This window comes from Streptomyces sp. NPDC048171 (genome assembly GCF_043202655.1).
Lineage (GTDB): Bacteria > Actinomycetota > Actinomycetes > Streptomycetales > Streptomycetaceae > Streptomyces.
In genome coordinates this window covers 329,169-346,279 of the sequence record NZ_JBIDAU010000001.1, presented here as the reverse complement: position 1 = coordinate 346,279, position 17,111 = coordinate 329,169, and the positions used below count along the sequence as shown (strand labels likewise).

The window sequence follows — 17,111 nt, the reverse complement described above, 5'->3', positions numbered from 1 at the left end:
CGGGGGCCGCCCCGGGGCTGAACCGACCGCCCTCCCACGGAAGTACGGGACCGCCCGCGCATACCACGGGCGCGGTAGGCCGAGCCGGTCACGGACGCCCCGGGCGCCGACGGTCCGGGCCACGGCTGGGCCACGACCGGGGCCTCGGTCCGGGCCACGGCCGGGGTGCGACAGGGACGCACACGCGCACCTGCCGGCGCGGGCGACCCCATCCCCCGACGAAGGCCGAGGCGCTCTGTTCGGGCGTCACCGGGTGGCCGGCTCCCGGACGTCCTGCGGGACGGTCACCAGCCAGCGGGTGTCGCGGTGCGGGCGCAGGTACAGGGCCCAGTACAGCGTGGCGACGGCCGCGATGCCGCCGGTCCACAGCAGGTGGCTCGCCTCCTGCTGGGTCAGGATGTAGGCGAGGACCGCGATCAGCAGGACCGGCACCACCGGCCACAGCGGCATGCGCCACGCGTGCGCGTGCCGGTGGGCGCCGCGCCGGGACAGCAGGGCGGCGACCGCGACCAGCAGGTACATCGCGGTCACGGAGACGCCGGTGACGCCGTACAGGGTGTCGAGGTTGACGTAGCAGAGCGCGGCGCCCGGCACGCCCACGGCGAGGGTGGCGACCCACGGGGAGCCGAACCGGCCGAGCCTTGCGAAGAGCCGGTTGACCGGCGCGGGCCACGCCTTGTCGCGGGCGGAGGCGAACAGGACGCGCGAGTTCTGGATGACCATCACGATGCCGGCGTTGATGATGGCGAGGGCCACGCAGAGGCTGACGAAGGTGCCGACGGCGGAGTTGGACCAGGCGGTGACCATGGCGCCGATGTCGCCGCCGGTCAGCTCCGCGAGGTCGGAGGCGCCGAAGGTGATGGCGACGACCGGGACCAGGATGATCACCGTGGAGATGGCGAGGGTGGCCAGCACCGTGCGGGCGACGTTGCGGCGCGGGTTCTCCAGTTCCTCGGAGAGGTAGACGGCGGTGGAGAAGCCCTGCGTGATGAAGAGGGCGATGGCGAGCCCGGAGACGACCAGCATGGCCGTCACGGGGTCCGTTCCGCCGCCCGCGCCGCCCACCTCCATCGACGTGAGGCTGCCGGGGCCGCGCTCGGCGTGGGCGAAGCCCAGCACGGCGACGACGGCCGCGGCGATGACCTCCAGGACCAGGAAGACGCCGGTGATCCAGGCGTTGGCGCGCAGGTCGAGGAGGCCGGCGAGGGTGGCGAGCACCATGACGCCCGCGCCCGCCAGGGACGGGTCGAGGTGCAGGATCGGTTCGAGGTAGTCGGCCGTGCCCATCGCGATCACCGGCGGGACGATCATGACGACCAGCAGGGACAGCACGAAGACCAGCCAGCCCGCCAGTCGCCCGGCCATCGTCGACACCATGGCGTACTCGCCGCCCGCGCTGGGGACCAGAGTGCCCAGCTCGGAGTAGCAGAACGCCACGGCGACGCAGAGGAGCGAGCCGACGGCGATGGTGAGTGCGGTGGCGGTGCCGAGCGAGCCGAACAGGTCGGGGACGACCACGAACAGCGTGGAGGCGGGGGTCACGCAGGAGAGCGTGAGGAGCGTGCCGCCGACGACCCCGATGGACCGCTTCAGCGTCCGCGGCCGGTCCGGATGGTCCCCGAGGTCCTCGGGTGCCGTCGCGGCGGTCTGGGCGGGACGGAGCGTGTCGGTCATACGCGGTTTCCGATCGACTCGTGCGGCACGGTGCGCGGCGGAGCGCCACCGCCTCCGGTTCGCTCCCGCGGCAAGATGGAATACCGACGGAAACCAGTGCGTCAATGGCTGTTCATCTACGGAATCAGTTGTCTGAGACGCGCGGAGCTTTCGAAAACGGCATCAGATGCGTAGGCCCAGCGGTCGTTCCGGGTGCGCGGGATCCGTTGCGGACGGAGGAAAAAAATACGGCCGTCCGCATAACGGACGGCCGTACGGGGCTCCCCGGGCATTCCCGGGTGGTGCCTCAGTGGTTGCGCGGGAATCCCAGGTCGACGCCGGCGGGGGCGTCGGCCGGGTCCGGCCAGCGGGTGGTGACGACCTTGCCGCGGGTGTAGAAGTGCGTGCCGTCGTTGCCGTAGATGTGGTGGTCGCCGAAGAGCGAGTCCTTCCAGCCGCCGAAGGAGTGGTAGCCCACGGGGACCGGGATCGGGACGTTCACGCCGACCATGCCGGCCTCGATCTCCAGCTGGAAGCGGCGGGCCGCGCCGCCGTCCCGGGTGAAGATCGCGGTGCCGTTGCCGAACGGCGAGGCGTTGATGAGGGCGACGCCCTCCTCGTAGGTGTCCGCGCGCAGCACGCACAGCACCGGGCCGAAGATCTCGTCCTGGTAGGCCTTCGCCGTGGTCGGCACCCGGTCCAGCAGGGAGATGCCGATCCAGTGGCCGTCCTCATGGCCGTCGACCGTGTGACCGGTGCCGTCCAGGACGACCTCGCAGCCCTCGGCCGCCGCGCCCTCGACGTAGGAGGCGACCTTGTCGCGGTGCGCCTTGGTGATGAGCGGGCCCATCTCGGACGTCGGGTCGTTGCCGGGACCGATCTTGATCTTCTCGGCGCGTTCGCGGATCTTCTCGACCAGTTCGTCGCCGACGGCGCCGACCGCGACGACCGCGGAGATCGCCATGCAGCGCTCGCCCGCGGAGCCGTAGGCCGCGCTCACGGCCGCGTCGGCCGCCGCGTCGAGGTCGGCGTCGGGCAGCACCAGCATGTGGTTCTTGGCGCCGCCGAGCGCCTGCACGCGCTTGCCGTTGGCGGAGGCGGTGGTGTGGATGTAGCGCGCGATCGGGGTCGAGCCGACGAAGGAGACGGCCTTGACGTCCGGGTGCTCCAGGAGGCGGTCCACGGCCACCTTGTCGCCGTGCACGACGTTGAAGACGCCGTCCGGCAGCCCGGCCTCGGAGAGCAGCTCGGCGATCCTGACGGCCGCCGACGGGTCCTTCTCGCTCGGCTTGAGCACGAAGGTGTTGCCGCAGGCGATGGCGAGCGGGAACATCCACATCGGCACCATGGCCGGGAAGTTGAACGGCGTGATGCCGGCGACCACACCGAGCGGCTGGCGGATCGAGGACACGTCGACACGGGTGGCGACCTCGGTGGACAGCTCGCCCTTGAGCTGCACGTTGATGCCGCAGGCCAGGTCGACGATCTCCAGTCCGCGGGCGACCTCGCCGAGCGCGTCGGAGTGCACCTTGCCGTGCTCGGCGGTGATCAGCGCGGCGATGTCGTCGCGGTGCGCGTCCAGCAGCGACCGGAACCTGAAGAGGATCGAGGTGCGCTGCGCCAGCGAGGACTGGCCCCAAGTGAGGTACGCCTCCTTGGCGGCGGCGACCGCCGCGTCCACCTCGTCGACCGAGGCGAAGGCGACCTTGGTGGTGACCGCGCCGGTGGCCGGGTCGGTCACCGGCCCGTACGTGCCCGAGGCGCCTTCGGCGGACTTGCCGCCGATCCAGTGGTTGACGATGTTCGTCATGACCGAGAACTCCTTCACAGATGGCGGCGACGGGTACAGACGTGCCGTTCGTACAGCTCAGGGCCTTTGACCACGGACGGTCCGGTCGCGGTCTCGGCCATGTCTACATCTCACCAGGCGCGGGCCTTCCCATGCGCCCGACACAGTGTCTGCGGTTTGGGTGCGGGCGTAGACACATGTTGCGGGCGTACGGCAGGACGGGGCGCCGTGAGCGCTCGCCGCGGAGGATTCGGCTCGTTGTTCGGAGTGTCGCTCGTTGTACTGGAATGCGGGCGACACAGTGGTCGTCGCGTGTATGGGGCGCCGCCTTGATCAAGCTGGTGTCTTCTGCGAATGGAGACGCCGTCATGCGAGTTTGCGACATTCAGCGGTGTGAGGTGCGGCCGGGGCGGCTGGTCGAGTTCACCTTCAGTGAGGCGACGGTGGGGGCCATGGCGTCACTGGCGCCGGACCCGCGGCCGCCGGCGTATATCCAGGAGTCGCACATCAGGACGGCGCGGTCGGTGCGTGAGGGTGGGTTGTTCGTGCCGACCTGGCTGGGGGCGGCGTTCGACCTCCCGGGCCGGGTGGATCTCGATGTGCTGGAGCGGGCGTTGCGGGGCTGGACGCTGCGCCACGAGACGCTGCGCAGCGGCTTCAGGTGGGCCGGTGACGAGATGCAGCGGTTCACGCTGCGCGAGGGCGATGTCTCACTGCGGCGTGAGGTGGTCGGCGACTTCGAGGACTCGGGCGCACTGGTCCGATATCTGCAGAACCGATTCGACACGGCAGCGGACGCGCTTCGCTGGCCGAACCTGATCTATACCGCGGTCGTCCGGGACGATTCCACGAGCGTGTACATGGCTTTCGATCACACGAACGTGGACGCCTACTCCCTGCAGCGCATTCCGGAGGAGATCCACGAGCTGTACACGGCGGGTCTCACGGGGCGGCCCGTCGCCGGGACGCCGACGGGGAGCTATGTCGATTTCTGCCGGCAGGAGCGGACGGACGCGGACGGGATCGGTGACACGCACGCGATCGTCGCACGCTGGCGGGAATTCATCGGCCGATGCGGTGGGCGGCTGCCGGCGTTCCCCGTCGATCTCGGCCTGGAGCCCGGTGATGTGCTGCCCGCACAGAAGCTGGTGTGCGAGCCGCTCGTCGACGCGAACGCGGCCGCGGCGTTCGAGGCGTACTGCCGGCCCTACGGCGGCAGTCTCGTGGGGATCCTGGCCGCGACGAGTCTGATCGTCCATGAGCTCGGCGGCGAACCCGTCTACCGCACGGTCGTCCCGTTCCATACGCGGCTGAAGTCGGCGTGGTCGGATTCGGTGGGCTGGTACGTCGGTGGCGCACCCATCGAGGTGCCCGCGGCGCGGGACTTCCGCGGGGCGCTGGAGACGGTCCGCGCCGAGTTGCGGGCCAACCGGTCACTGGCGCGCATCCCGCTGGCCCGGGTACTGCCCCTGCTGGGCGGGGATTTCCGCCCGACCTCGCCCGACCTGTACTCGATCGTGTCGTACGTGGACGCCCGCCTGCTCCCGGGATCGTCCCGCTGGACCGAGAGCAAGGCGTACGGACTGATCAGGGTTTCGTACGGCGACCAGGTGTGCGTATGGGTCAACCGGCTGCACGAGGGACTGTGGTTCGCCTGCCGCTATCCGGACACCGACATTGCCTACAAGAACGTGCGCCGGTACGTCGAGATGCTGCGGGACGTGATCGCGTCCGTGTCCGCACATGACGCCTCTCCTCCGCCCAGTAGGCGCCCCATTGACGCAACGCCACTGTCCTTGAGCGGTGTTGGTACGACGCGGGGACACACATGACAGCCAATTCACACGATGTGAAGGCATCTGATGCAGAGCAACCCAGCTTTTAATACGGGGATTTACCGCCACCCGGTGACGTCGTCAATTCATTGACTCCCGAGAGGGACGCGCGGCACGGAAGGCCCTTGATTACTGATAGCGTTCGGCCAGTCACGGTAGGCAATCAGCCTCTCTGTACGAGCGAAAATCCGAGGGTCCTATGCGCAAGCTTCAGCATGTCGTGATCGCAGCGGTGGCAGCGGCGGGTGGCCTGTCGGCCGCCGGCGCCGGCACCGCCGTCGCCGACACCTCCGACAACGCGCCGAAGGTGTACGACATCTACCGCCCCTACCAGGAGTGCAGCCCGCAGACGGTGTCCCAGAACGACGTCCCGATCGGCGTGCTCGGTATCGCCGGGACGCTGGACACGACCTGCGACCAGTACAACTACGACTTCACCGGCTGAGCCCGGCCCGCCCGGCGCCCGGGTACGCCGCACTCCTACGAAGGAAAGCGCATCACATGTTCAGCAGGAAGAAGATGACGGCGGTGTCGGTGCTCGCCGGCGGCCTCGCCATGGCCTGCGCCGGCCTCGCCCACGCGCACGCCGCGAAGGACCCGGGAACCTGCAGTCGCGACCTCTTGGGTGGCTTCACCTGCAGCCAGCGGATCCACGGTCAGCTCTCCGAGGACGGTGAAGTCCCCCATCAGGAGACGTGCACGCCGGTGCAGCCCCTCACGCTGCCCGCCGCCCTGGGCCAGGGGCAGTTGCAACTGGGCCCCAAGGTGACGTGCTCCCCCGCGACGACGGGTGCGACCGACGAGGTCGAGAGCGGGCAGGGACCGTTCGGCCTGCAGTCCCAAGTCCTGCACGGGTGACGCTTCCGGCAGACACGGCGCCCGAGTGGGCGGCACGACGCACGGGTCGACACGACGCGTAAGGCACAGATCCCGACATATGACGAAATGCGTGTATAGGCTAACGCTCAGTAGTCAAGCCGGGTTTCGTGCCCGAGTACGGAAAGGTCACTCATGCGTAAGTTTCAGCGTGCCGCGGTCGTAGCCATGGCGGTTGCGGGCCTGTCGGCGTTCGGTGCCGGGGCCAGCTTCGCCGGTGAGGGCGACGCGCCCGCGCCGGTCACCGCCGTGGCCAACTCGTCGGCCAACGCGCTGGCGGTCAGCGGCGGTTACTACTTCACGCCGCCGGCGCAGCCGCAGGGCGAGCCGCAGGCCGCCCCGGAGGAGGAGCGGCACGCCGAGCCCGAGCAGTACGGCCACGAGGGCGAAGGCCAGTAAGACGTTACCGGGAGTTCGTTCTCTCGGTGCCGCCACGGGCTCACCGGCCCGCGGCGAACGCAGCCCGGACACGCCACGGTTACTCAGTGTGCGCGTCCGGGCTGCGGCCAATTCGGCCGCCGGCCGCAGCTGACAGTGCGTCCAGGCACCGACTGATCGGTTCCGACACCTTCACGGGCCCGGGCGCACACCGGTCAACGGCAACCAGCGCCCGGGCCCTATCCGGTAAAGGAATGCAGCACATGTTCACTCCGCGGAAGATCGCCGCCATCTCGGGGATCGTCGGAAGTCTCGCCGCCGCCCTCTGCGCCGGCGCCGGGCACGCGTACGCGGACGGAGGGGCCGGTGACTGCGAGAGCAGGGACGGGGTCTGCGTCCGCAAGAGCGAGACTCGCATCGACAAGGACGGCGAGCACATCCTCCGGCAGGATCAGCGCTGCACGACGGCCGACCGGCCGAACGTGGTGTTCCAGGAGCACCAGCTGCTGGGCGACGGAGGATCGGCCAGTGCCGGACCGGTGGTGGACTGCTCCAACACGGCGAAGCTGCCCAAGGGGTTCAAGAAGCCGCACTTCGCATGAGCGCTGCCGGCGAATGCCGGGCCGGGATCATTCCCGGCCCGGCATTTCTCATGCCCCGACCGCAGGCCACGCCGACACGGAGCGAACGCACGCGCCCAACGGGCTTTCCGCACACGCCAAAGCGGGCGTCCCGTAACCGGGACGCCCGCAGCCCACGCGTGTGGGTCGGTCTTCAGCCGCCGACCGAGTTGTTGCAGCCCATCGTCGACCCCAGGGACGTCTTCTGCGCGCCCGGGTTGCCCTCGCCGTTCAGCAGGTTGCCGCCCAGGCCGTTGCCGATGCCCACCTGGCCGAGGATGTTGACGTTGCTGTCGTGCGACCCGCAGCTGCTGGTCTGGCTGACGGTGTAACCGCCGTTGCCGCCCTGGTCGGCATGGGCAGTGCCGACACCCAGGAGCCCGGCGCTCCCGAACGCGGCGACGAGGACGGCGGCCATGCGGAGGTTGTGCATGTCATCTCCGGTGGAGTGAGGTGGAGAACGATCGGCTTTGATACGGCAGCGGAGGCTGATACGAGAACGGTCCCGGCGCCTTGCCCCGAGGGCCCGGTGCCGGGACCGTTCACTGGCTGACGCGGTGGCGTCTGCCCGGAAGGTCAGAAGGCGCTGTTGTTGCAGCCCATGGTGGAACCGAGGTGGGTGGACTGGGCGCCCGGGTTGCCCTCGCCGTTGAGCCCGTTGCCCAGCAGGCCGTTGAGGATGCCGACCTGGCCGAGAACGTCGAGGTTCAGGTCGTGCGACCGGCACTGGGAGCTCTGCGAGATCTTGAACTTGTCGCCCTCGCCGCCCTTGCCCTGGTCGGCGTGGGCCGTGCCGCCCACGAGCCCGATGGTGCCGAGCGCGGCGACCAGAACGGCAGCGTTGCGAAGCTTGCGCATTTCATCTCCGGTGAGGTGAGTGGGTGCGATCCGGGAGAGATCGACTTTCTACAGGGCAGGAGATTAATGCGAAATATGGACAAAAAGGGCAGCGACGCGCCGCTCTGACAATGCCGCGGCAAATGCACCCGAAAGACCTATCGCCTACTGCCGGGCGGCAACGCCCGGCCGCCGACTCCGCTACTGCGCCTGCGCGCTGGCGAGGGAGTTCGCCTGGCTGTTGGCCTGGGTGCAGTCGACGCCCCGGGTCTGGGAAGCGGCGAGCAGCGCGACCGGCACATTGGCGGCGAGCAGGTTCTGCGGGCTGCACTCCTGGGACGGACGGAACAGGTTGGCCTGCTGCACCGGACCACCCTGCTTCGGCTGCGGGGCCTGCGGGGAAACCTGGGGGCTGATCTGCGGGTTCAGCTGAGGGTTGACCTGCGGGCTGACCGTGGTGCCCCGCTGGGGAGCCGCCTGCGAGCCGTACGACTGCACGGACGCCTGCGCCGAACTGGCCGAGGCGGCCTGGGCGTCCGGCTGCGAAACGGGCGTCGGCACAGCCCCGTTGTGGCCGACCGGAGTCACAGCGGCGCTGGGGCCGGCCCCGGCGGCGGTCAGACCGCCGGCCGCTGCGACGATGAGCGCGACGTGCTGAAGCTTGCGCATGAAATCCTTTGGCCCTTCATTGACCTGTGCACGGACTTGGCGAAATGCGAGATGCGGCAGTGCAGTTGTGCCGCACTACTGCCCTGGACGGCTGCAATAGGCCGTCGTTCCTGCCCTGTGCGGAACGAGGTGGGCGAGAGCCCGGATACGGGCTCGGCACCGCCGTCACCCGTTTGACGCAAAGGGCGCACGACCTGCCGTCAACTCCCTTTAACACGGCGGCAAATGGGTGACGGACATTCATGTGCCGTGACCAGGACGAGCAAACCCTCGTTCCACGTGGGGAGGGCAGCGGCCTTGGACCTGAGCAGGGGAGCAGGGGATTCGCTGCTGACTCCGATGCAATGTCCGCGTGCTGCTCAACTTTGACCGCTGCTGACGATGCGGTGCGAGTGTCGCGCCGACTGCACGCATGACGCGCTGAATTCAGTGGATTTCCAGTTCAGGTATCGAAGGGCCGAGGGTTTCATGCGCAAGCTTCACAAGGTCGCGCTCGTGGTGGCAGCAGCCGGCGGTCTGACCGCCGCCGGCGCCGGCGCCAGCCACGCCGCACCCGTCGGACAAGTCGGTGCCGTCCCAGCATCGACTCCTGACTACCCGGCCACGCACGCCGCCCCGCCGCCCCAGCCGAACGGCCCCTACGCCGCGGCCGGGACGCAGGGAACGGCTCAGGCCACCGCCCAGCCGGCGCCGCAGCAGTACGCCCAGCCGGCACCGCAGCCGGCACCCCAGCCGTACGCCCAGCCGGCACCCCAGCCGTACGCCCAGCCGTACGCTCAGCCCGCACCCCAGCCGTACGCCCAGCCGGCACCCCAGCCGGCTCCGCAGCCGTACGCCCAGCCGGCACCCCAGCCGTACGCCCAGCCGGCGCCTCAGCCGTACGCCCCGCCGGCACCCCAGCAGACGGGTCACGCCTACGCCGCGGCCTCCTCGCACGGGACGGCGCAGGCCTCCACCTCGCCCTACCAGCCGCAGGCGGCCCCCATGCAGGCGGCTCCCATGCAGGCGCCCCAGGCCGCCCCCACGCAGCCGCAGGTCGTGCCGCAGGTCGTGCCACAGGTGATGCCGCAGGTCGCCCCGCAGGTGGCCATGCCCCAGGGCATCGGGGCAGAGCCCCCGGCGCAGGTCGCCCCCCAAGTCAACCCGCAGGTGAACCCCCAGGTGAACCCGATCCTCAACCCGATCGTCTCGCCGGCGGACGCACCGCAGCTGTCCCCGGTCGGCCTCGGACAGGTCGCGGCACCCCCGCTCGGCCAGCTGGGGCTCCCCCGACTCGGCTGACGCCCTCCGGCGCAGCCGCCCGCAATCGTCACTCCTCTGTTCCGACACCCCATCCGCTCGACCAACGGAGAACCCATGCGTACGTTTCAGAAGGCAGTCCTCGTGAGCGCCATCCTCGGCAGCGTCGGCGCCCTCAGCGCCACCACCGCCGTCGCCAACGACTGGGGCAGCGACCTCGACATCACGCAGGGCACCGAGTGCCGTTCGCACGACATGAACATCGAGGTGCTCGGCAGCGTCGGCGCCCTCACCGGCCTGGCGGGCAACATCCTGAACGGCGAAGGCAACCCGGGCGCACAGCAGAACCACCTCGGTTCCGACATGGGCTGCAACAGCCAGGCGCTCTGACGTCTCCCCCGGCCGAGTGCCGGGGTCAAGACGGCGGCGACACGTCACGGGCACCGGAAGGATTCGACATCCCTTCCGGTGCCCGTCCGTTGCGGCGTCCGGGTCAGCTGGTGAGGTCCGGGCGGAAGCGGCGGTACAGGACACCACCCGCGATGAGGAGCACGGCACTCCCGGCGACGGCGCCGACCGTGAGGTCCGCTCCGGTGTGGGCCAGCACGGGCGCCGCCGGCTCGGAGTCGGGCTGGGCCGGGACGTGCGCCGGAGTCTCCGGGGCCGGGGTGCTCGGGACCGCACGCTCCGGGGCGGCAGGCTTCGGGGCCGGGGGGTTCGGGGCCGGGCGGGCCTGGTCGTCGGGGCCGTTGACCGACTCGTTGCCGAAGACCGGGTTGCCCAGGCCGACCACACTGACACTGTTCCCGGACACGTTCACCGGCACGTCGACCGGGAGTTGAAGACCGTTGCCGGAGAGCAGGCCGGGCGAATCGGCGGTGTGGCTCTGCGCCGACGCCCCACTGGCCGCCTCCTCTTCGCTGCTGCCCTGCGAACTGCCCTTCTTCGCAGCACTCTTGTTCGCGCAGGTGTTGCCCGCGGCCGGGTTGAGCAACCCCGCGACGTCCACCGTGTTGCCGCAGATGTTCACCGGCACGTCCACCGGGATCTGGATGGCGTTGCCGGAGAGCAGCCCGGGCGAGCCCTCCGCCGCAGCGTCGGCGCCGGCTCCGTCGGCCGCGAGGGCGGAGGAAACCGGTAGTGCCAGGGCCATCACGCCGGTCGCGGCGGCGGCGAGTACACCGTTTCGGGTAGCCAGTCCCATGGGATTTTGCCTTCCTGACAATGCGCGGGCACTCACCCGCACCCCGTGAAACGCAAGGGATCTCAGCAGAGTTATGGGTACCGCCCTCGAAGCCACCCTCGGGCACTAGTCTTCAGTCGCCCTCGCCCCCGCCGTTTCACAACAATCCGACAAGCGGCGGATATCAAGAGCGGGCCACGGCCGTGTCACAAGTACCACCGTCCTGTCACAACTGTCGCGCCTCCACGGACCTTCCGTCACAGGCGCGCACGGGCCCTCGCCGGCCGTCACTCCCGGTCGTTCACCCGGCACACGCTTGGTGATCGCCAGCGCAGCGCCCGGCTCCCCCCGGTGGCCGTCCCCGGCCGCCGCCGCGGCGCGCGCGGGGAGGTGCGACTAGTGACCGACCGAAGGCTCTGGTCCTACAAGGACATCGCGGCCCACATCCGGGTGCAGCCCGACACCGTGCGGTCCTACCGCAAGCACGGACTGCTGCCGCCGCCGGACCACGTGGAGGGCGGCAAGCCCTACTGGTACGCGGACACGATCCGGGCCTGGGTGGCGTCCCGGCCGCGCAACCGGAACCGGTAGCGGGGCCGCCGGGACACGCGGGAGAAAACCGTTCTGTGCCCCACCGCCGCGTGGGGCACAGTGCCGCCCATGGACTTCTCAGCGAAACCCGTCCTCACCGGCGAGCGGACCGTCCTGCGGCCGTTCACCGCGCGGGACGCCGATGTGATGTGGGAGATCGTCAACGACCCCGAGGTCGTCCGCTTCACGTTCGAGCCCAGCACCGAGATCACCCGGGAACGGCTGCGCTCCTGGTACGGCGTGCGCACCGCCGACCCCGACCGGCTGGACCTCGCGGTGACCGACCGCGCGACCGGCGAACTCGTCGGCGAGGTCGTCCTGTACGACTGGGACCCGGCCGCCCGCAGCTGCACCTTCCGCACCCTCATCGGGGCCCGGGGCCGCGGCCGGGGTCTGGGTAGCGAGGCGACCCGGCTCATCGTCGGCCATGCCTTCGAGCGGGTCGGCCTGCACCGCGTGCAGTTGGAGGTCTACGCCCACAACCCGCGGGCCCGCCGGGTCTACGAGAAGGCCGGTTTCGTGGTGGAGGGGATACGCCGGGAGGCGGCCCTGCGCGACGGCGTGTGGGTGGACGACGTCCTGATGGCGGTCCTCGACCACGAGTGGGCCGCGCACGGAGGCGTCGCTGGTGACGGGTGAGGCCGGGTGAGGTCCGCTTTCATACCCCCTAGGGGTACAGTGGGAGTAAGTGGTCCACGCTGGACCACGGGTACCCGCCGTGCACACCCCGACGAGGAGTAACGACATGACCGCCCAGACCGACACCCAGGGCTCCGTCACCACCGTCTACAAGGTGAGCGGAATGAGTTGCGGACACTGCGAGGGCGCCGTCTCCGGCGAGATCTCCGAAATCGCGGGCGTCACCTCGGTGCAGGCCGTCGCGTCCACCGGCGAGGTGACCGTCGTCTCCGGGGCACCGCTGGACGACGACGCCGTGCGCGCCGCCGTGGACGAGGCCGGGTTCGAGCTCGTAGGCCGGGGCTGAGCCCCGGCGCTTCGGCGCCCCCGCAGCAGCCACCGTCCCCCGGCCGGGCCGCGCACGGTCCGGCCGGACCCGTCTGGAGCCCGGACCATGACCAGCACCACCGCGGACACCGCGACGACCGCCCAGGCCGCCGAACCCGACCTCGCCGAGGTCGAGCTGCTCATCGGCGGGATGACCTGCGCCGCCTGCGCGGCCCGGGTCGAGAAGAAGCTCAACCGCATGGACGGCGTCACCGCCACGGTGAACTACGCGACCGAGAAGGCCCGGATCACCCACCCGGCGACCACCACCGTCGCGGACCTGATCACCACCGTCGTGCGCACCGGGTACACCGCCGAGGAGCCCGCGCCGCCGGAGCCCGAGAGCCCCGAGGACGCGGCGGCCTCCGGACCCTCCGTCGATCCCGAGTCCGCCGCCCTGCGCAGGCGTCTGATCGTCTCCGCCCTGCTCGCCGCCCCGGTGGTGCTGCTCGCGATGGTCCCGGCGCTCCAGTTCGACAACTGGCAGTGGCTCTCGCTCACCCTGGCCGCGCCGGTCGTCGTCTGGGGCGGGCTGCCCTTCCACCGCGCCGCCTGGACCAACGTCCGGCACGGCGCGGCCACCATGGACACGCTGGTCTCGCTCGGCACGCTCGCGGCGTTCGGCTGGTCGCTGTGGGCGCTGTTCTTCGGGGACGCGGGCATGCCGGGCATGCGGCACGGCTTCGACCTCACCGTCTCCCGCACCGACGGCGCCTCCGCGATCTACCTGGAGGCCGCTGCCGGGGTCACCGTCTTCCTCCTGCTCGGGCGCTGGCTGGAGGCCCGCTCCAAGCGCCGGGCGGGGGCCGCGCTGCGGGCGCTGATGGAGCTGGGCGCGAAGGACGTCGCCGTCCTGCGCGAGGGCCGCGAGGTGCGGATACCGGTGGCCCGGCTGGCGGTGGGCGACCGGTTCGTCGTCCGGCCGGGCGAGAAGATCGCCACCGACGGGACGGTGGCCGAGGGCGCCTCGGCGGTGGACGCCTCACTGCTGACCGGCGAGTCCGTCCCGGCCGACGTGGGCGTCGGCGACGCCGTCACGGGCGCCACGGTCAACGCCGGGGGCCGGCTGGTGGTCGAGGCGACCCGGGTCGGCGCGGACACCCAGCTGGCCCGGATGGCGCGGCTCGTGGAGGACGCGCAGAGCGGCAAGGCCGAGGTGCAGCGGCTGGCCGACCGGGTGTCCGGGGTCTTCGTGCCCGTGGTGCTGCTGATCGCGGCCGCCACCTTCGGCGGGTGGCTGGGGGCGACCGGGGACACCGTCGCCGCGTTCACCGCCGCCGTCGCCGTACTGATCATCGCCTGCCCGTGCGCGCTGGGCCTGGCCACGCCGACCGCGCTCATGGTGGGCACCGGCCGGGGCGCCCAGCTCGGCATCCTCATCAAGGGGCCGGAGGTCCTGGAGTCCACCCGGCGGGTCGACACGGTCGTCCTGGACAAGACCGGCACCGTCACCACCGGCCGGATGACCCTGCATGAGGTGTACGCAGCCGAGGGCACCGGCGAGGAGGAGGTGCTCCGGCTCGCGGGCGCCGTCGAGCACGCCTCCGAGCACCCCTTGGCCCGCGCCGTGGCGGCCGGCGCCGAGGAGCGGGTCGGCCCGCTGCCGGACGTCGGGGACTTCGTGAACGTCCCCGGGCGCGGCGTGCGCGGCCGCGTGGAGGGCCGTGAGGTGGCCGTGGGGCGCCTCCACGACGAGCTGCCGCCCGAGGTGGCCCGCGCCAGGGACGAGGCCGAGAGCAAGGGCCGTACGGCCGTGGTGGTCGGCTGGGACGGTGCGGCGCGCGGAGTGCTCGCCGTGGCGGACGCCGTCAAGGAGACCAGCGCCGAGGCGGTGGCCGAGCTGCGGCGGCTGGGCCTCACACCCGTGCTGCTGACCGGCGACCACCGGCGCGTCGCCGAGTCCGTCGCAGCCGCCGTCGGCATCGACGAGGTGATCGCCGAGGTGCTGCCCGAGGAGAAGGTCGCCGTGGTGGAGCGGCTGCGGGCCGAGGGCCGTACGGTCGCCATGGTCGGGGACGGCGTCAATGACGCGGCGGCGCTGGCCACCGCCGACCTGGGGCTGGCGATGGGCACGGGGACGGACGCGGCGATCGAGGCGGGCGATCTGACGCTGGTCCGCGGCGACCTGCGGGTGGCGGCGGACGCGATCCGGCTGTCCCGGCGGACCCTCGTGACGATCAAGGGAAACCTCGTGTGGGCCTTCGGCTACAACGTGGCCGCGCTGCCGCTGGCCGCCGCCGGGCTGCTGAACCCGATGATCGCGGGGGCGGCGATGGCCTTCTCCTCGGTCTTCGTGGTCACCAACAGCTTGCGGCTGCGGGCGTTTCACTGAGGTCTCGATGCGGTGGCCCCTCTGGAGTCCGGCACGTACCTCACATAAGCTCTTCACAAGGCTCGCGCATCTTCCTTACGCTGGAGCCCCGGTCGACGTATCGGGTCTCTTGCGCCTGTAAGGGGCATATGCAGCATATGCAAGAGACGCAGATCACAGTGATGCGAACGTAACCATCGAAGGGGTTCGAAGGTCTAAGTTGGCGATGTCAGGGAGCGTCTTGGGGGGCGTGAACTGGCATCTGGGGATGTCTTGGGGGACTTTCCCAGAGCTGCGTTGCCGGGACACGTACACCGGAGAGCTTTGAGCGGCCCTCCCGGGCGTGCGCTGTCCCGGCAGACCGCACGACGTACGAACGCACGACACGTATGAACGGCATGACACGTACGAGTACGACGCGTACGAGCACGACACAGCGAATTCAGGCGCTGTCCTCACAGACGCCCGGCCGGATCCCGTGGGGGGAATCCGCACCGGGACATGGGAAGGCGCCCTGGATCGTCGGCCCGTGGGGGGACCGGCGCCAGGGCGCCTTCTGCTGTTCCGGGACACGGACGTCCCGGTGCGCGCGCACTCCGGACACGAGAGAGTCCCGTACCGCTCGAGGCGGTGCGGGACTCTCCTGGTGCGCGTGCGGGGGTGCCTTGCGGCTCAGCGCTCCTCGACCGGGACGAAGTCGCGCTCGACGACGCCGGTGTAGATCTGGCGCGGACGGCCGATGCGGGAACCCGGCTCCTTGATCATCTCGTGCCACTGGGCGATCCAGCCCGGAAGGCGGCCGAGGGCGAACAGGACCGTGAACATCTCGGTCGGGAAGCCCATGGCCCGGTAGATCAGACCGGTGTAGAAGTCGACGTTCGGGTAGAGGCTGCGCGAGACGAAGTAGTCGTCGGAGAGCGCGTGCTCCTCCAGCTTCAGGGCGATGTCCAGCAGCTCGTCGGACTTGCCGAGGGCGGAGAGCACATCGTGCGCGGCGGCCTTGATGATCTTGGCGCGCGGGTCGAAGTTCTTGTAGACCCGGTGGCCGAAGCCCATCAGGCGGACGCCGTCCTCCTTGTTCTTCACCTTGCGGATGAAGGAGTCGACGTCACCGCCGGCGTCCCGGATGCCCTCCAGCATCTCCAGCACCGACTGGTTGGCGCCGCCGTGCAGCGGGCCCCAGAGCGCGTTGATGCCGGCGGAGATCGAGGCGAACATGTTCGCCTGCGAGGAGCCGACCAGGCGGACCGTGGAGGTCGAGCAGTTCTGCTCGTGGTCCGCGTGCAGGATCAGCAGCTTGTCCAGGGCGGAGACGACGATCGGGTCGAGCTCGTACTCCTGCGCCGGGACGGAGAAGGTCATCCGCAGGAAGTTCTCGACGTAGCCGAGGTCGTTGCGCGGGTAGACGAACGGGTGACCGATCGACTTCTTGTACGCGTAGGCGGCGATCGTCGGAAGCTTGGCGAGCAGCCGGATGGTCGAAAGGTTGCGCTGGCGCTCGTCGAACGGGTTGTGGCTGTCCTGGTAGAAGGTCGACAGCGCCGAGACCACCGACGACAGCATGGCCATCGGGTGGGCGTCGCGCGGGAAGCCCTTGTAGAAGTTCTTGACGTCCTCGTGCAGCAGGGTGTGCTGCGTGATGTCGTCCTTGAACGAGGAGAGCTGGTCGACGGTGGGCAGCTCGCCGTTGATCAGCAGGTAGGCGACCTCCACGAAGGAGGAGCGCTCGGCCAGCTGCTCGATCGGGTAGCCGCGGTACCGGAGGATGCCGGCCTCGCCGTCCAGGTACGTGACGGCGGATTTATAGGCGGCGGTGTTGCCGTAGCCGCTGTCCAGCGTCACCAGACCGGTCTGGGCGCGGAGCTTCCCGATGTCGAAGCCCTTGTCGCCGACAGTGCTGTCGATCACCGGGTAGGTGTACTCGTCGTCGCCGTACCGCAGTACTACCGAGTTGTTGGTGTGCTCGCTCACGTCTTCCCTCACCGACGTAGTGCCTCATCTTCGAGGTGCCCTGACTGTCTCTACCATCCCCCACTTGGCTCAGGAGAGTGCACTCGGGGTCGACCATCGGGCCTATCGGCGGCACTCAGTGCCGCCAACTTGCTCATCCTGCCCCCTCTTTCCC

At 70.3% G+C, this 17,111-nt stretch carries 18 protein-coding genes; 11 read left to right on the top strand and 7 right to left on the bottom strand.

All coding sequences use genetic code 11. The features are described 5' to 3' along the window. Window positions 1–246 precede the first annotated feature (246 nt). Window positions 247–1,674, bottom strand: a complete 1,428-nt coding sequence (locus ACGF3J_RS01580; RefSeq protein ID WP_161326872.1) for an APC family permease — start codon at window positions 1,672–1,674, stop codon at window positions 247–249. Window positions 1,675–1,960: 286 nt separating this feature from the next. Continuing rightward, on the bottom strand, window positions 1,961–3,463 hold the full coding sequence (mmsA, locus tag ACGF3J_RS01575; protein ID WP_161326871.1) for a CoA-acylating methylmalonate-semialdehyde dehydrogenase: 1,503 nt from the start codon (window positions 3,461–3,463) through the stop codon (window positions 1,961–1,963). A gap of 347 nt (window positions 3,464–3,810) precedes the next feature. Here mmsA and ACGF3J_RS01570 point away from each other — a divergent pair, with 347 nt between their 5' ends. From ACGF3J_RS01570 to ACGF3J_RS01550, 5 genes are all read left to right on the top strand, one after another. Next, window positions 3,811–5,274 carry a condensation domain-containing protein gene (locus ACGF3J_RS01570; RefSeq protein ID WP_161326879.1) on the top strand — a complete coding sequence of 488 codons (1,464 nt, stop codon included), beginning with the start codon at window positions 3,811–3,813 and terminating at the stop codon, window positions 5,272–5,274. A gap of 202 nt (window positions 5,275–5,476) precedes the next feature. Next, window positions 5,477–5,722, top strand: coding sequence for a hypothetical protein (locus ACGF3J_RS01565; RefSeq protein WP_125492440.1), 246 nt, complete (start codon window positions 5,477–5,479; stop codon window positions 5,720–5,722). 56 nt (window positions 5,723–5,778) lie between these two features. After that, window positions 5,779–6,135: a hypothetical protein gene (locus ACGF3J_RS01560; RefSeq protein ID WP_161326870.1), complete on the top strand. Its 357-nt coding sequence runs from the start codon at window positions 5,779–5,781 to the stop codon at window positions 6,133–6,135. A gap of 153 nt (window positions 6,136–6,288) precedes the next feature. Then, window positions 6,289–6,552: a hypothetical protein gene (locus ACGF3J_RS01555; RefSeq protein WP_161326869.1), complete on the top strand. Its 264-nt coding sequence runs from the start codon at window positions 6,289–6,291 to the stop codon at window positions 6,550–6,552. A gap of 242 nt (window positions 6,553–6,794) precedes the next feature. Then, complete coding sequence (locus tag ACGF3J_RS01550; protein WP_161326868.1) at window positions 6,795–7,133, top strand: hypothetical protein; 339 nt, start codon at window positions 6,795–6,797, stop codon at window positions 7,131–7,133. A gap of 172 nt (window positions 7,134–7,305) precedes the next feature. Here the strand turns inward: ACGF3J_RS01550 and ACGF3J_RS01545 are convergent, their stop codons facing one another. The 3 genes from ACGF3J_RS01545 to ACGF3J_RS01535 all read right to left on the bottom strand — a co-directional run bounded on the left by ACGF3J_RS01545 (window position 7,306) and on the right by ACGF3J_RS01535 (window position 8,657). Then, on the bottom strand, window positions 7,306–7,584 hold the full coding sequence (locus ACGF3J_RS01545) for a hypothetical protein (protein ID WP_161326867.1): 279 nt from the start codon (window positions 7,582–7,584) through the stop codon (window positions 7,306–7,308). A 143-nt stretch (window positions 7,585–7,727) separates the two neighbouring features. After that, on the bottom strand, window positions 7,728–8,009 hold the full coding sequence (locus ACGF3J_RS01540; protein WP_161326866.1) for a hypothetical protein: 282 nt from the start codon (window positions 8,007–8,009) through the stop codon (window positions 7,728–7,730). A gap of 180 nt (window positions 8,010–8,189) precedes the next feature. After that, window positions 8,190–8,657, bottom strand: a complete 468-nt coding sequence (locus ACGF3J_RS01535) for a hypothetical protein (protein WP_161326865.1) — start codon at window positions 8,655–8,657, stop codon at window positions 8,190–8,192. 468 nt (window positions 8,658–9,125) lie between these two features. Here ACGF3J_RS01535 and ACGF3J_RS01530 point away from each other — a divergent pair, with 468 nt between their 5' ends. Then, window positions 9,126–9,938 carry a hypothetical protein gene (locus tag ACGF3J_RS01530; protein ID WP_161326864.1) on the top strand — a complete coding sequence of 271 codons (813 nt, stop codon included), beginning with the start codon at window positions 9,126–9,128 and terminating at the stop codon, window positions 9,936–9,938. A 75-nt stretch (window positions 9,939–10,013) separates the two neighbouring features. Beyond that, window positions 10,014–10,286, top strand: coding sequence for a hypothetical protein (locus tag ACGF3J_RS01525; protein ID WP_161326863.1), 273 nt, complete (start codon window positions 10,014–10,016; stop codon window positions 10,284–10,286). Between the two features lie 103 nt (window positions 10,287–10,389). Here the strand turns inward: ACGF3J_RS01525 and ACGF3J_RS01520 are convergent, their stop codons facing one another. After that, window positions 10,390–11,100 (bottom strand): chaplin, encoded by a 711-nt coding sequence (locus ACGF3J_RS01520; RefSeq protein WP_161326862.1) that lies wholly within the window; start codon window positions 11,098–11,100, stop codon window positions 10,390–10,392. A gap of 378 nt (window positions 11,101–11,478) precedes the next feature. Here ACGF3J_RS01520 and ACGF3J_RS01515 point away from each other — a divergent pair, with 378 nt between their 5' ends. The 4 genes from ACGF3J_RS01515 to ACGF3J_RS01500 all read left to right on the top strand — a co-directional run bounded on the left by ACGF3J_RS01515 (window position 11,479) and on the right by ACGF3J_RS01500 (window position 15,007). Beyond that, window positions 11,479–11,670 (top strand): AlpA family transcriptional regulator, encoded by a 192-nt coding sequence (locus ACGF3J_RS01515; protein ID WP_161326861.1) that lies wholly within the window; start codon window positions 11,479–11,481, stop codon window positions 11,668–11,670. Window positions 11,671–11,739: 69 nt separating this feature from the next. Further along, window positions 11,740–12,309 carry a GNAT family N-acetyltransferase gene (locus tag ACGF3J_RS01510; RefSeq protein WP_161326860.1) on the top strand — a complete coding sequence of 190 codons (570 nt, stop codon included), beginning with the start codon at window positions 11,740–11,742 and terminating at the stop codon, window positions 12,307–12,309. Window positions 12,310–12,415: 106 nt separating this feature from the next. Further along, window positions 12,416–12,655, top strand: coding sequence for a heavy-metal-associated domain-containing protein (locus tag ACGF3J_RS01505; RefSeq protein ID WP_161326859.1), 240 nt, complete (start codon window positions 12,416–12,418; stop codon window positions 12,653–12,655). 87 nt (window positions 12,656–12,742) lie between these two features. Next, window positions 12,743–15,007 (top strand): cation-translocating P-type ATPase, encoded by a 2,265-nt coding sequence (locus tag ACGF3J_RS01500; RefSeq protein ID WP_161326858.1) that lies wholly within the window; start codon window positions 12,743–12,745, stop codon window positions 15,005–15,007. A gap of 651 nt (window positions 15,008–15,658) precedes the next feature. Here the strand turns inward: ACGF3J_RS01500 and ACGF3J_RS01495 are convergent. Continuing rightward, entirely contained in the window at window positions 15,659–16,969 is a 1,311-nt protein-coding gene (locus ACGF3J_RS01495; RefSeq protein WP_185832363.1) for a citrate synthase, read from the bottom strand. Window positions 16,970–17,111 lie beyond the last annotated feature (142 nt).

Coding starts and splice junctions, on each gene's coding strand:
- ACGF3J_RS01525 (WP_161326863.1), top strand. CDS start 10,014: ATGCGTACGTTTCAGAAGGCAGTCCTCGTGAGCGCCATCCTCGGCAGC.
- ACGF3J_RS01520 (WP_161326862.1), bottom strand. CDS start 11,100: ATGGGACTGGCTACCCGAAACGGTGTACTCGCCGCCGCCGCGACCGGC.
- ACGF3J_RS01545 (WP_161326867.1), bottom strand. CDS start 7,584: ATGCACAACCTCCGCATGGCCGCCGTCCTCGTCGCCGCGTTCGGGAGC.
- ACGF3J_RS01580 (WP_161326872.1), bottom strand. CDS start 1,674: ATGACCGACACGCTCCGTCCCGCCCAGACCGCCGCGACGGCACCCGAG.
- ACGF3J_RS01530 (WP_161326864.1), top strand. CDS start 9,126: ATGCGCAAGCTTCACAAGGTCGCGCTCGTGGTGGCAGCAGCCGGCGGT.
- ACGF3J_RS01565 (WP_125492440.1), top strand. CDS start 5,477: ATGCGCAAGCTTCAGCATGTCGTGATCGCAGCGGTGGCAGCGGCGGGT.
- ACGF3J_RS01540 (WP_161326866.1), bottom strand. CDS start 8,009: ATGCGCAAGCTTCGCAACGCTGCCGTTCTGGTCGCCGCGCTCGGCACC.
- ACGF3J_RS01560 (WP_161326870.1), top strand. CDS start 5,779: ATGTTCAGCAGGAAGAAGATGACGGCGGTGTCGGTGCTCGCCGGCGGC.
- ACGF3J_RS01535 (WP_161326865.1), bottom strand. CDS start 8,657: ATGCGCAAGCTTCAGCACGTCGCGCTCATCGTCGCAGCGGCCGGCGGT.
- ACGF3J_RS01570 (WP_161326879.1), top strand. CDS start 3,811: ATGCGAGTTTGCGACATTCAGCGGTGTGAGGTGCGGCCGGGGCGGCTG.
- ACGF3J_RS01510 (WP_161326860.1), top strand. CDS start 11,740: ATGGACTTCTCAGCGAAACCCGTCCTCACCGGCGAGCGGACCGTCCTG.
- ACGF3J_RS01555 (WP_161326869.1), top strand. CDS start 6,289: ATGCGTAAGTTTCAGCGTGCCGCGGTCGTAGCCATGGCGGTTGCGGGC.
- mmsA (WP_161326871.1), bottom strand. CDS start 3,463: ATGACGAACATCGTCAACCACTGGATCGGCGGCAAGTCCGCCGAAGGC.
- ACGF3J_RS01550 (WP_161326868.1), top strand. CDS start 6,795: ATGTTCACTCCGCGGAAGATCGCCGCCATCTCGGGGATCGTCGGAAGT.
- ACGF3J_RS01505 (WP_161326859.1), top strand. CDS start 12,416: ATGACCGCCCAGACCGACACCCAGGGCTCCGTCACCACCGTCTACAAG.
- ACGF3J_RS01500 (WP_161326858.1), top strand. CDS start 12,743: ATGACCAGCACCACCGCGGACACCGCGACGACCGCCCAGGCCGCCGAA.